13 protein-coding genes are annotated in these 12,477 nt (G+C 57.1%); 4 read left to right on the forward strand and 9 right to left on the reverse strand.

Translation table 11 applies throughout. The features are described 5' to 3' along the window. Positions 1–228: 228 nt before the first annotated feature. From FY034_RS12560 to dusB, 3 genes are read right to left on the reverse strand one after another with little or no spacing between them, the layout of a single operon-like run. A complete protein-coding gene (locus FY034_RS12560) occupies positions 229–1,671 on the reverse strand; it encodes a sigma-54-dependent transcriptional regulator (RefSeq protein ID WP_265551051.1) in 1,443 nt (480 codons plus the stop codon). 5 nt (positions 1,672–1,676) lie between these two features. Further along, entirely contained in the window at positions 1,677–2,774 is a 1,098-nt protein-coding gene (locus FY034_RS12565; protein WP_265551053.1) for a two-component system sensor histidine kinase NtrB, read from the reverse strand. Between the two features lie 7 nt (positions 2,775–2,781). Next, complete coding sequence (dusB, locus tag FY034_RS12570; protein ID WP_265555268.1) at positions 2,782–3,753, reverse strand: tRNA dihydrouridine synthase DusB; 972 nt, start codon at positions 3,751–3,753, stop codon at positions 2,782–2,784. A 167-nt stretch (positions 3,754–3,920) separates the two neighbouring features. Here dusB and FY034_RS12575 point away from each other — a divergent pair, with 167 nt between their 5' ends. Next, a complete protein-coding gene (locus tag FY034_RS12575; protein WP_265551056.1) occupies positions 3,921–4,187 on the forward strand; it encodes a TatA/E family twin arginine-targeting protein translocase in 267 nt (88 codons plus the stop codon). A 96-nt stretch (positions 4,188–4,283) separates the two neighbouring features. Here FY034_RS12575 and FY034_RS12580 read toward each other — a convergent pair whose 3' ends face one another. The 6 genes from FY034_RS12580 to hoxE form a co-directional block, all read right to left on the reverse strand. Next, on the reverse strand, positions 4,284–4,733 hold the full coding sequence (locus tag FY034_RS12580) for an Hsp20/alpha crystallin family protein (protein ID WP_265551058.1): 450 nt from the start codon (positions 4,731–4,733) through the stop codon (positions 4,284–4,286). 62 nt (positions 4,734–4,795) lie between these two features. After that, positions 4,796–6,259 carry a Ni/Fe hydrogenase subunit alpha gene (locus tag FY034_RS12585; RefSeq protein WP_265551060.1) on the reverse strand — a complete coding sequence of 488 codons (1,464 nt, stop codon included), beginning with the start codon at positions 6,257–6,259 and terminating at the stop codon, positions 4,796–4,798. Positions 6,260–6,365: 106 nt separating this feature from the next. After that, on the reverse strand, positions 6,366–6,905 hold the full coding sequence (locus FY034_RS12590; RefSeq protein WP_265551062.1) for an NADP oxidoreductase: 540 nt from the start codon (positions 6,903–6,905) through the stop codon (positions 6,366–6,368). Further along, positions 6,902–7,624, reverse strand: a complete 723-nt coding sequence (gene hoxU, locus FY034_RS12595) for a bidirectional hydrogenase complex protein HoxU (protein ID WP_265551064.1) — start codon at positions 7,622–7,624, stop codon at positions 6,902–6,904. Before hoxU ends, FY034_RS12590 begins: the two co-directional genes overlap by 4 nt. Beyond that, on the reverse strand, positions 7,624–9,342 hold the full coding sequence (locus FY034_RS12600) for a NuoF family protein (protein WP_265551066.1): 1,719 nt from the start codon (positions 9,340–9,342) through the stop codon (positions 7,624–7,626). The genes hoxU and FY034_RS12600 overlap by 1 nt, the downstream gene beginning before the upstream one ends. Continuing rightward, positions 9,329–9,844: a bidirectional hydrogenase complex protein HoxE gene (hoxE, locus tag FY034_RS12605; protein WP_265551068.1), complete on the reverse strand. Its 516-nt coding sequence runs from the start codon at positions 9,842–9,844 to the stop codon at positions 9,329–9,331. The genes FY034_RS12600 and hoxE overlap by 14 nt, the downstream gene beginning before the upstream one ends. Positions 9,845–9,981: 137 nt before the next feature. Here hoxE and FY034_RS12610 point away from each other — a divergent pair, with 137 nt between their 5' ends. From FY034_RS12610 to FY034_RS12620, 3 genes are all read left to right on the forward strand, one after another. Further along, the gene (locus tag FY034_RS12610; RefSeq protein WP_265551070.1) at positions 9,982–10,161 is read left to right on the forward strand and encodes a DUF4177 domain-containing protein; all 180 of its coding nucleotides are present in this window, start codon (positions 9,982–9,984) and stop codon (positions 10,159–10,161) included. A 24-nt stretch (positions 10,162–10,185) separates the two neighbouring features. Beyond that, complete coding sequence (locus FY034_RS12615; RefSeq protein ID WP_265551073.1) at positions 10,186–11,472, forward strand: DUF4403 family protein; 1,287 nt, start codon at positions 10,186–10,188, stop codon at positions 11,470–11,472. A gap of 326 nt (positions 11,473–11,798) precedes the next feature. Beyond that, positions 11,799–12,416 (forward strand): hypothetical protein, encoded by a 618-nt coding sequence (locus FY034_RS12620; RefSeq protein ID WP_265551075.1) that lies wholly within the window; start codon positions 11,799–11,801, stop codon positions 12,414–12,416. Positions 12,417–12,477: the final 61 nt, after the last annotated feature.

Here is a 12,477-nt window from a genome sequence, read left to right on the forward strand (position 1 = left end):
CTTACGCATACTGCCGCAGATGATAACACCACGCACTGTTGCAAGCCACCAGTTTCTTAGAGAAACTGCACTCGAATATCATCAGCCTGTTCAGTGGCGATTAGCTCCTCAATCGTCACACCCGCTGTGAAAATCTGGTCTGTAGACATGGATGGAGCACAAAAAAAGTCCCCGCCTGAGGCGGGGACTTTGTCAGCAGTCTGTGAAGCCGTTTCCGGCTCCTGTGCGTTAATCCTTTTTGATACTGACCCCCAGCTCACTGATCTTCTTGCGCAGGGTATTACGGTTAATCCCCAGAATATCAGCAGCGCGCACCTGGTTACCCCGTGTCTTTTCAAGCACGTAACGGATCAGGGGACGTTCCACTTGTTCCAGCACCCGGTCGTAGATATCACCTTTATCCAGCTTTTCAATCCCGTTCATGGAGTTGCGCAGCTTCATCTCCACCAGCGATTCCAGTGACTGTTCCTGCGGAATGGCATGGATGGTTTCCTGGCGGTTGGTCAGACTGGCAAAATCGGCTGTGGTCAGATAGGGGTCACTGGAGAGAATAACGCCGCGTTTGATGGTGTTTTCCAGCTCCCGCACGTTACCGGGCCAGGAGTAATTGCTCAGCAGCTCCATCGCCTCAGGGGCGCACTGCTTGGTTGGGATCTCAAGCTCGGCGCAGGCCCGCTCCAGGAAGTACTCCACCAGGGCGGGAATGTCCTCACTGCGCTCACGCAGCGGGGCAAGATTGATCGGCACCACATTCAGGCGGTAGTAAAGGTCTTCGCGGAATTCGCGGTTGCGCACCCGTTCCTGCAGCTCCTGATTGGTGGCTGCCACCACCCGCACATCAACGCTCAGGTTCTGGGAACCGCCGATCCGGGTGATCTCCTGTTCCTGCAGCACCCGCAGGATCTTGGCCTGCAGGTCCAGCGGCATGTCGCCGATCTCATCCAGGAAGATGGTGCCGTGGTTGGCCTGCTCAAACTTGCCGGTCTTGCGCTCGGTGGCCCCGGTAAAGGCTCCCCGCTCGCTGCCGAACAGCTCGCTCTCCAGCAGATCCTTGGGGATGGCGGCACAGTTGATCGCCACAAACGGCTTTCCCAGCCGGGTTGAGTTAAAGTGGATCGCCCGGGCGATCAGTTCCTTGCCGGTACCGGATTCTCCCTGGATCAACACGGTGATATCACTGCCGGCCACCTTGCCGATGGTCTTGTAGACCTCCCGCATGGCTGCCGAGTTGCCGATGATATTCTTTTCGACCTGATAGTGATCCTTCAGTTCCTGCTTCAGCAGCGAGACCTGATTGCTGACATCCCGTGCCCGGCTGACCTTTTCAATGATGGCATCAATCACCTCAAGGTCAAACGGCTTGGTGATGTAATCGTAGGCACCGCGCTTCATCGCCTCAACCGCGTTCTTCATACTGGCCTCGGCGGTCATCACCACCACCAGCAGGTCAGGGCGCAGCTCCCGGGCCTTGTCCAGGAATTCAAGACCGGACATGCCGGGCATCTTGATATCGACGATTACCAGATCATAGGACTGTTCCCGCACCTGACGCAGGGCCTGGTTGCCGTCAGCAGCCAGATCAACTGAATATCCTTTTTTGCGCAACGCCTTGGAAAGCACCCAACGCATGCTCTCTTCGTCATCAGCCACCAGTATCCGATGCAGTCCCATACTGTCTATCCTTTCACGGGTGACTGGATCAACGGCAACAGCACACTGATCTTGGTCCCCTGTCCCGGTTTTGAGTCTATCTTCAGCATACCGCGGTGCTCCCCGACAATCTTCTGACAGATGGCCAGCCCCAGCCCGGTACCGTTGTCCTTGGTCGTGAAGAACGGTGTACCGACCTTGGCAAGATTTTCTTCGGATATGCCCGGACCGGTGTCAGCCACCTCCACCGCCACCATACGTGAACGGTTCTCGTTGCGGGCTAGGTGATACTCGGCCAGCACACGACTGGTGACAGACAGACGCCCGCCCTCGGACATCGCCTCAATGGCATTGCGGATCAGGTTAAGAAAGACCTGGGTCAACTGGGCCTCATCTGCCATGATCGGAGGGATACTGGGGTCGAACCCGGTGGAGATGGAGACATCCCGGCTACCGGCCGCCTCCCGTTGCAGCAGGATGATATCCCCCAGCACCATATGCAGATTGACCGGCGTATAGCGCGGCCCCCGCGGGGATGCCAGCTCAAGCAGCTGCCTGATGATCTTGTCGATCCGCTCCGCCTCTTTGATCATCACCCGCGGATACTCCAGCAGATCGCTGTCATCATCCAGCTCACGCTCCAGCAGCTGGGCCGCCCCCTTGATCCCTCCCAGCGGATTCTTGACCTCGTGAGCCAGACCGGCAGCCAGGGTACCCAGGGTGGCAAGCCGGTCAGCCTGCCTGACCGCTGCCTCCAGTTCACGGATTGAGGTGAGATCACGCAGGGTCAGGACGACCCCGATGGTTTCTCCGTCTGATCTCATCAGGGGAAATGTTGTGGCATTAGCCGGAATGACCCGCCCGGAGGGGTTCAGCACCACATTATCCTGATCAGAGAGTGAAATACCGCTTGCAGAGGTGCGCTCCACCATCTCAACCAGCACAGGCTCTGTCTTGAAGGAATCGAGAAAGCGTGAGCCCACCACCTGACGGCGGGAACGGCCCGTCATCTCCTCGGCGGCCGGATTCATCAGCGTAACCAACCCTTCAGCGTTGATGACGATTACCCCGTCACCGACACTGTCAAGTACGGTGAGGGCGTATCCACTCAGGTCTGTATGCACCGTAGTATCAGACTCCTGTTTTCCTGATCTGTTCGATCACGTCCAGCAATTCATCTTGAGTGCGGGCTGTATTGACGGCCCTGCGCAAGGCCGCTGCTCCCGGCACACCATGAATATACCATCCCAGGTGTTTCTTCATCTCCCGCACCGCAATCGATGCACCGGCATAATCGCTATACAGGGCAAGGTGCTGTTCGGCCATTGCCATCCGATCGGCACAGCTTACCGGGGTTAGCGGCCTTCCCTCCAGCAGCTCACAGGTCTGGCTGAAGATCCAAGGGTTACCCAACGCCCCCCGGGCCACCATCACGGCGTCACACCCGGTCTCTTTCAGCATCCGCTGGCAATCCTGCGGGGTGAACAGATCTCCGCTGCCGATCACCGGTATCTTCACCAGCTGTTTTAACTGCCCAAGCTGCCGCCAGTCGGCCTGTCCGTTAAACATCTGGGCCCGGCTGCGGGGATGCAGGGTAATGGCGTCACACCCTTCCGCCTCGGCAATCCGCCCCACCTCCTGCCAGGTAACATCACCGCACTGCCAGCCACTGCGGATCTTGATCGTCAGAGGCAGTTCCGTTGCCCTGCGGACCGATCTGATGATTTCTGCTATCCGCGCCGTATCCTGCAACAAGGCGGACCCGGCGCCGGTACCAACCACCTTGCGTACGGGACAGCCCATATTGATATCAATAAGATCTGCGTTATCCTTAACCATACTGGCGGCTTGAGCCAGCAGTTCGGGGGAGTTTCCAAACAGTTGCACCCCCAGTGGACGATCATCTGGAGAGCTTGCAAGCAAGGCCAGTGTCTTTTCACCTTCACGAACCATGCCGTTGACACTGACCATTTCAGTAAAGGCCAGACTGGCTCCCGCCTGTCTGCAGATAAGCCTGAAAACATGGTTGGTAATGCCTGCAAGCGGCGCAAGCAATAAATTATGCGGCAGTGTCAGACTGCCAATTTTGAGGGGACGAAGCAATGACACCGGCAACTCCTGACTATATTTTAATCACTTGTGATTATTTTTTGCGCATATTTGTACATCGCCACCACTGTACAAACAACTCATTTTTTTGTTGCCTTGCACCAGCGAATAACGCTTTAATAGGCCAGTACTACAAGACAGGTATCCAGGAGAATATCATCATGTTTGGAATCGGCATGCCGGAACTGATTGTCATAATGGTCATCGCCCTGATCGTAATCGGCCCGAATAAACTGCCTGAGCTTGCCAAATCCCTGGGTAAAGGGCTGGCCGAGTTCAAAAAGGCCTCAGAAGACTTCCAGCGTAACATACAGGAAGAGGCCCGCAAGGTAGAGGCACAGGAACCAGAAAAAAAGGCGGAGGTTGCACCTGAAGCCCAGCAGCAGCAGGCAGCTGCCACCTCTGATGAAAGCAAAAAGCCTGCCTGATTTTTGATCAACGTGCGGTTACACGCAGAAAAGGCCGGGGTTTTCCCCGGCCTTTTCTGCGTTACAGCGTTCCTGATGTTCGTGAAAATCAGGCTATTATTTTACCTCAACATTGATCTGCTTCGGCTTAACCTCTTCCTTTTTGGGCAGCGTCACGGTTAAAACCCCCTTCTCGCAACTGGCTGCAACCTTTTCCTGCTCAACCGTGGCAGGCAGCTTGAAACTGCGCTGGAAGGAGCCGAAATAGCGTTCAATCCGATGGTAATTCTCCTTCTTGACCTCACTTTCGTGTTTGCGCTCACCCTTGATGGTCAACAGATTGTCCTCAATCCGGACATCGATATCCTTTTGATCCACATCAGGCAGCTCGGCCTTGATCACAATCGAGTCAGCGGTCTCATAGATATCCACCGCCGGTTGCCAGATCCCCTCTTTGATATCCTCCCCCGGGTACTCACCACTGCCCCAGGAAAGGTTCAGCAGACGGTCCATCTGGTCCTGCATACTGCGCAGCTCACGTAACGGGTTGTACTTGACGATTGCCATGACACAGTCCTCCTTTGTTCACTTGGTACGTTATGCGGTCCTTCTGGTCAAAAGATAAGCATTCATTTCCGGCTGTCAAGGGGGGGGGATGAAGAACGTTCCAGGCGCTGGATGAGCCCCCCGTCAGGGCTGTACAACTCCAGCTGCAGCGGCATCCTGCCCATGGCATGGGTAGAACAGGAAAGACAGGGATCGTAGCAACGGATGCCGTGTTCCACACGGTTTAAAAGTCCCTCATCCAGCCGGCTGCCGGCGAGGTAGTGCTTGGCGATCTGCAGCACGGTCTTGTTCATGGCCAGATTGTTCTGACCGGTGGCAATGATCAGGTTGACATGATTGAGCAGCCCGTCATTATCCAGATGGTACTCGTGAAACAGCACCCCGCGCGGCGCCTCCACCACGCCGATCCCGACCCGGTTGTTGGTGCGGGCGTGACTGCGCACATGGCTGTCCAGCAGGTGCGGATCATCCAGCAGCTCGCCGATCCGCTCCAGACAGTAGAGCAGTTCGATCAGCCGGGCCTGATGGTAGTAGAAACTGCCCAGCACCGGACCGCCCCCTTCCCTGAATTGACGAAACCGCTGCAGTTCCTGCTCGGCCAGGGGTGTTCCGGCATAACTGGCCACATTCAGACGGGCCAGGGGACCAACCCGGTACATGCCGGCATCGCCTTCATGACCACGGGGCCTGTAATAGGGGAACTTCAGGTAGCTCCAGCTCTGTTCTGCCTCACCGATAAACTCGGCATAACGGGATGGATCACTATCACCTTCCAGATTTGCGCCATCCGCATCAATCAGCCGCAGCTTGCCATCGTACTGTTCCAGCCCGCCATCTGGCGAGACCAGCCCCAGAAACAGGCTGGGGAAGCTGCCGTAGCAACCGGCCTCTTCGGACAGGCGTTGCAGGGCCTCATAGCCAAGGGCCAGGGCCTTCTTCGCGGTTGCCAGCGCCTCCGGCAGCCGGGCTGCAATCCAGTCCCGCTTGTCTGCTGTCAGCGGCTCCCGCACCCCGCCTGATACCGCCCAGGCCGGATGCACGGCCCGGTCACCCAAAAGTTTGATCACTTCCTGGCCGAACTGACGCAGCCGGATCCCTTGCCTGGCCAGCTCAGGTTGGGCCTCGATCAGACCGATCAAGTTGCGCTTGGCCGGATCGCTCTCCATCCCCAACAACAGGTCCGGGCCGGAAAGCAGAAAAAAACTCAGGGCGTGACTCTGTACCAGCTGGGCATAATGCATCAGGCGCCGCAGCTTTTCGGCCGTTGGCGGTATGTTAACCCCTTTGAGCATATCACCGGCCTTGGCCGAGGCCAGGGCATGGCTGACCGGACAGATGCCGCAGATCCGCTCGGTAATCGAGGGCATCTCGCGGTAGCTGCGCCCCAGACAGAACTTTTCAAAGCCGCGAAACTCGGTGACATGGAAACGGGCATCAGCCACCTCACCGGCATCATTCAGCTGGATGGTGATCTTGGCATGTCCCTCGATCCGGGTAACCGGCGCTATGGTAATGGTCTTGGACATAGAGTAGCTTCCTTCAACCACCCCCAACCCCTCCTTATCAAGGAGGGGAGCAAGGCGTGTGATCGTCGTCCCCCTCCTGATTCAGGAGGGGACAGGGGTGGTAAGACTATCCAAACGTTCGTTGTTCTTCACTCAACTGCACCGTTTGCCCCTGCAACAGGGCTGACAACGCCGCCATAATCCGTTCCGGATCGGGGGGACAGCCGGGGATGTAAGCATCCACCTCCACCACCTGATGCAGCGGCAGCACCCGCGGCAGCAGTTCCGGCAGCACCTGATCCGCTTCATCACTGCGGGGTGCGCTGCCGGGACCGGCATGGTAGACCGCCGTCAGCAGGTCATCCACACTGAAGAAGTTGCGTAAACTGGTTACATTGCCGGTAATGGCACAGTCACCAAAACTGATCAGCAGTTTTGATCTATTACGAATCTGCTGCAGCAGTTCAAGGTTCTCAAAATTGGCCACGGCACCTTCGATCAGGGCCACATCCACCTCTTCCGGGAACTCCTTGGCATCCACCAGCGGACCGTAGACCAGTTCAAGTGCGTCAGAAATCTCAATCAACTGTTCTCCCAGGTCCAGAAAGCTCATATGGCAGCCGGAGCAGCCCCCCAGCCAGGCTGTTGCCAGACGCAACCGGCTCATGGCGTACCCCCTTGGGCTGCCAGCCGCCGCCGCTCCAGAATCCGGTTCAGGAAGCTGCGTTCCTTGCGCATCTCGCCAACAGTGGCCCCTTTCTTGAACAGGGCACCGGTGGGGCAGAGCTGGACACATTTACCGCAGTCAGTACAACTGGTACTGGTTCCCCAGGGACGATCCAGGTCAGCCACAATCCGGCTGGTTGATCCCCTGCCCCGCACATCCCAGGTATGGGCGCCTTCCACGGCATCGCAGACCCGCACGCAGCGCAAACAGAGCACGCAACGGTTGTGGTCCAGGGCAAAGCGCTCCCGGCTGGCATCCATCGGCAACTGCTGGTTCAGGTAATCAAAACGGACATGGTCAATCCCCAGTTTGGCAGCCAGAGTCTGCAGCTCGCAGTTGTTGTTCTGCACACAGATGGAACAGGTGTGGGTCCGCTCCGCCAGCAGCAGTTCCACCAGCATCTTGCGGTATTCCACAAGCTTGTCACTGTGGGTGGTCACCACCATCCCCTCGGCCGCCCTGGTGACACATGAAGGAACCGGGCGCGAACTGCCCTGTAGTTCCACCAGACAGAGGCGGCAGCCACCCATCGCCTCAAGTCCATCCAGATGGCAGAGGGTGGGAATCTCAATCCCGTGCTCACGGGCCACCTCCAGCAGGGTCTGGCCCTGACGGGCAGAGATCAGGTCATTGTTGATGGTCAGGGTTATGGCCGGCATCAGTATCCCTCCCCGTCACAGCGCAGTGCCGCGATCCGCTGCAGCAGCTGTTCACCCAGCAGATGCAACGGCAGCTCATCCATGCTGCAGACCCCGGCCGGACAGCGCCGCTCGTTCACATGGGTCTCATACTCTGCCCTGAACCAGCGCAGGGTGGACAACACCGGGTTGGGTGCCGCCGCCCCCAGTCCGCAGAGCGAGGTGTCCTTCACCATCTGGCAGAGCTGTTCCAGGGTCTGTAGATCCCGTTGAGAAGCACTGCCGTTGCAGATCCGCGAAAGCAGACGATAGATCTCCACCGTGCCGGTGCGGCAGGGCACGCACTTGCCACAGCTCTCATCCAGACAGAACTCCATGAAGAAGCGGGCCACATCCACCATGCAGCTCTGCTCACCCATCACGATCAGGCCGCCCGAGCCCATGATCGAGCCCAGCGCCTGCAGGTTCTCGTAATCCACCGGGGTATCCAGTTTTTCAGCCGGGATACAACCGCCACTGGGGCCGCCGGTCTGGGCTGCCTTGAAGGCGGCGCCGTTTGCCAGCCCTCCGCCGATCTCAAACACGATCTCCCGCAGTGGAATCCCCATCGGCACCTCAATCAGGCCGTTGTTGACCACCTCGCCGCACAGGGCAAAGACCTTGGTGCCCCGGCTCTTGCCGTTGCCGATGGCGTTAAAGGCCTGGGGACCGATGCTGAAGATGGCGGGGATATTGCCGAAGGTTTCCACATTGTTGATCAGGGTGGGACAGCCCCACAAGCCTGCCTCGGCCGGATAGGGGGGACGGATGCGGGGCTGGCCGCGCCTGCCCATGATCGAGGCCAGCAGCGCGGTCTCTTCGCCGCAGACAAAGGCACCGGCACCGATCCGGATATCGATCCTGAAGCTGAAGCTGGAATCCAGCACCCGGCTGCCCAACAGTCCGGCCCGCTCCGCATCCCGGATCGCCTTACGCAGCCTCTGGGCTGCCACTGGATACTCGCCCCGCACGTAGATGTAGCCCTGCTCGGCTCCGATGGCGTAGCCGGCAATGGCCATTCCCTCCAGAATCCGGTGCGGATCAGACTCCATCAGTGAGCGATCCATGTAGGCACCGGGGTCCCCTTCATCACCATTGGCCACGATAAACTTGCGGCTGCCGCTGCTCTTGCGCACCAGCTGCCACTTAAGACCGGTGGGGTAGCCGCCACCGCCCCTGCCCCGCAGGCCGCTCTGCACCACGCTGTCGCAGACCTGATCCGGGATCATCTCGTGCAGCACCTGAGCCAGACCGTCATAGCCTCCCCGGGCAATGTACTGTTCAAGGTTCTCAGGGTCGATCCTGCCGCTGTTAGCCAGTACCAGCCTGGTCTGGCACCTGAAGAACGGCCAGTCCGCAGGCAGCAGGTTGGTGTCAGGAAAGGCAGATTGCTGTAGTTCTGCCTCAAGAATCGACACGGCCAGTTCCGGCGTGCACTTCTGCCAGACCTGCTCAGGCTGGCCGGGACGCAGCACCGTCAACAACGGGCCACGGCTGCAAGGGCCTTGGCAGCCAGTACCCACCAGCTCCAGATCCGCCGGATGCCCCAGAGCGGCAAGCCGTTCCCGCAGGGCCGCCACCACCGCCTGACTACCGGCCGCTACACAGGGGGTGCCGCAGCAGACCAGCAGCCGCATGCGGCAGGACTGCTGTTGGGCTGTCACCGCTTCGGCCAGTTCAGCCAGCTCAACCCTGTTCATGGGGTACCTCCAACAGCGTGTTCAGCTTCTTAGCCGCACCATCCGGGCTTTCCGGCCCATGCACCGTATCATCCAGCATCATCATCGGTGCCAGGGAACAGTTGCCCAGGCAGCGGGCCGTGCCCAGCGAGAGCTTACCGTCTGCCGTGGTCTGACCGGCCTTGATCCCTGCCTCCTGCTCCAAACGGCCCAGGATCTCGCCCGCCCCTTTGACATAACAGGCCGTGCCGGTGCAGACGATGCAGGAATGCTCACCCTTGGGGCGCAGGGTAAAGAAGTGGTAGAAGGTGGCCACCCCGAAGACCTGGCTTTCCGGCAGTTTCAACTGGGCCGCCACATGGGCCAGCAGCTCGCGGTTTAAATAGCCGAACGCCTCCTGGGCCGTATGCAGCACCTCAATCAGGGCATCAGGCTGGTACTGCAAGCGCTTCATGGCCCGCTCCACCAGCTTCAGGCGGGGATCATCGGCCAGCAGTGCATGTTCGCAGCAATCACCACGCATAGGCGCTCCTTGACGGGCTAAACATGAATATTCCCGTATAGTTTTAGATACAACTGATTTGGCGATTGTCAAGACCGCTTTCCGGATTGTAACCAACCTGTATGATCAGGTAGTATACCAGCGAACGGAGGTGTCTCATGCTGCAGTACAAGGTAGTTGAACTCTCAAACGTAACGGAAGAGACCATTGAAGAGGCCTTGAACGAGAAGGTCGTCGAAGGATGGAACTTTGACGGCATGCAGTTTGCCATGCGGGAGAGCAGCAAGCGCCCGGCCATGGCCTTTCTGCTGTTTACGCGGGATAAAGACAAGGCATAACCCTATTACCGGAGGTCTTTCACAATGTACCGTTTTTACATAGTCTGTATCCTACTGCTGTTGAGTGCAACATCTGCCTCTGCCGCTGTGCCCCCCTCCTCCATCAACCTGAGTGTGGAGACCTCGGCGGCTGATCTCTCGACCATCGTGAACCAGTCACTGCCCAAAGAGCTGTACAAGGGGCAAGGCGGGCTGGGCACCTCGGTAACCGTGCAACGCACCGGCCCGGTTGCGGTAACGGCCAACGACAACTTCATTTACCTGACCCTGCCAATTCAACTGACCTTCAGCTATGGCTTTTACGAAAGCTATCCGCTGCGGGCCGGACTGCGCTTTAAGGCCAGGGTGAACATCACCCCGGATTGGCGCCTGAAGACCGAGCTGTACTACACCGGCCTGTCCGACAACCTGGCCGACACCCTCAAGCTGGGGCCGCTCTCCCTGAAACCCAAGAGCATGGTGGAGGGGATTACCCAACCGGTGCAACGTCTGCTGGCACCGATCATCGACAGCAAGGTCAACGATGCGGTCCAGCTACGGGCCAAGGTAACCCCGCTGTGGCAACAGGCCTTTACCCCCACTCTGGTCAATAAGGAGTTCAGCACCTGGCTGAAGCTGACCCCGGAAAGGGTCGTGATCAGCCCGTTACAGGCCTCAAACAATCAGATCAGGCTGTCGCTCGGCGTCATCACCGGTGCTGAAATCACCATTGGCCCCAAGCCGGCCGCGGCTGCGGCACGGCCATTACCTCCGGTCCAGCTGCTGTCAAGTTTCGACAAAAACTTTCATATCCAGCTTGCCACCGATATCTTCTTTGATGATCTGGTGACGGCCCTGAATCCGGTCCTGCTGGACAAGACTTTTGGTGAAGACAAGAAGATCACCATCAAAAAATTCAGCATCAAGGCTGCAGAAGGCCGCCTGATGGTGAACCTGACCAGTACCGGTGATTTTGACGGCGAGCTAACCGTGCTGGCCAAGCCGGTCTACAATCCGCAGAACAACAGCTTGACCTTTGAAGAGGTGGATTTTGATACAAAGAACGCCGGTTGGCTGATCAGCGCCGGCAGCTGGCTGTTCAGCAGCACGATCCGCAGCACCATCAAAGAGAAGCTGGACAGCGCCGTTGTCGAGCAGCTGGACAAGGCCCGCACCAAGGCCTCTGAAGCGCTCTCAACCATGAAACTGGCTGATCGGGTCAGGCTGACCGGTACCGTCAAGTCGCTCTCCCTTGGCGAGGCGGCTGTGCTGCAGGATCGCCTGTCTATGCAGGTGGTGGCGCAAGGTGAGGCCGGGGTGATTTTAAAGTGACTCCAATTCCATTTCAAGGCGACATCTTCGTTGGCTTGTCATTGGCTCCTCGACGTACTGCTTGTACGTCTGCGTCGCCAATTTCCTTGCCGCCTTGATCTCATCCTTGATCTGAAATTGGAATAAAGCGGCTCTAATCTTTGGATACGAGATGAGACACACAATGACTGAACAGACAAACAACATACATTTCTGCCGATGAACTTAATCATGCTTCAACTGTGTCCAAAATGGAAAGAGTTCAATCCGAGGAAAAGCGCCCTGTCAAGCTGGTCTATAGCGTTCAAATTCACTTGGTGGGTTAGATAGATTCTCAAAGGCATATTATGGACCGACAACTAGTAGCAAAGACATGGATTAACTACGGCTTGACTGATTTGTATTTTGCCTTCGACAGCGATTATGATGCTTTTTCTGACAACGTTCTGTTCTCAGAGATCATGGGGTTAGAGAAGTTTGCTAAAGCAGTGCTTTTATTTCATCTCCATAAAGAATATGAGGCGATGGATCGTCCAGCTGCAAAGAAAAAGATTGACGAACTTGCCAGAGACATGGGTCATAACTTCAAAGAAATGCTGAAACAATTATCCCATTTTATGGCAGATGACATTTCTCGGATAAGAAAGACCGACTTCGACGGGTACTCTGGTTCTGAATTAATCCGTGCTGTGCGCGCTGGATATATGGAAACGAGATATCCTGTGCCTAAACCAATATCAGACACGTTCCCGATAATGGGCACAAAATTCAAACATGATCCTCTGTGGTCCTCTGGGATTACAAAATTCATTTACGCCGTATGCAATGCTTGCTTTGCCTCATTGTCATTGGACATAGATTTCACAGACTTGATAAGCCAATACAGTCAAAAATTCAGTCACAAAGAATCATTTCGGCGGTTCAACAATCTTTTCTGGGAAAGCCAATATAAACCGAACATCTAATCAACTTTATGAACACTGATCGGACGGAAAAGCTGCCCGGACTGGTCAGCGGCGGCCTTCG

Origin of the sequence: Trichlorobacter lovleyi (genome assembly GCF_015239775.1) — a bacterium.
Lineage (GTDB): Bacteria > Desulfobacterota > Desulfuromonadia > Geobacterales > Pseudopelobacteraceae > Trichlorobacter > Trichlorobacter lovleyi_B.

Bases quoted from the DNA above. Each gene is read 5' to 3' on its own strand.
- FY034_RS12610 (WP_265551070.1), top strand. From the start codon at position 9,982: ATGCTGCAGTACAAGGTAGTTGAACTCTCAAACGTAACGGAAGAGACC.
- FY034_RS12600 (WP_265551066.1), bottom strand. From the start codon at position 9,342: ATGAACAGGGTTGAGCTGGCTGAACTGGCCGAAGCGGTGACAGCCCAA.
- FY034_RS12585 (WP_265551060.1), bottom strand. From the start codon at position 6,259: ATGTCCAAGACCATTACCATAGCGCCGGTTACCCGGATCGAGGGACAT.
- FY034_RS12615 (WP_265551073.1), top strand. From the start codon at position 10,186: ATGTACCGTTTTTACATAGTCTGTATCCTACTGCTGTTGAGTGCAACA.
- FY034_RS12590 (WP_265551062.1), bottom strand. From the start codon at position 6,905: ATGAGCCGGTTGCGTCTGGCAACAGCCTGGCTGGGGGGCTGCTCCGGC.
- hoxE (WP_265551068.1), bottom strand. From the start codon at position 9,844: ATGCGTGGTGATTGCTGCGAACATGCACTGCTGGCCGATGATCCCCGC.
- FY034_RS12575 (WP_265551056.1), top strand. From the start codon at position 3,921: ATGTTTGGAATCGGCATGCCGGAACTGATTGTCATAATGGTCATCGCC.
- hoxU (WP_265551064.1), bottom strand. From the start codon at position 7,624: ATGCCGGCCATAACCCTGACCATCAACAATGACCTGATCTCTGCCCGT.
- FY034_RS12560 (WP_265551051.1), bottom strand. From the start codon at position 1,671: ATGGGACTGCATCGGATACTGGTGGCTGATGACGAAGAGAGCATGCGT.
- FY034_RS12580 (WP_265551058.1), bottom strand. From the start codon at position 4,733: ATGGCAATCGTCAAGTACAACCCGTTACGTGAGCTGCGCAGTATGCAG.
- FY034_RS12620 (WP_265551075.1), top strand. From the start codon at position 11,799: ATGGACCGACAACTAGTAGCAAAGACATGGATTAACTACGGCTTGACT.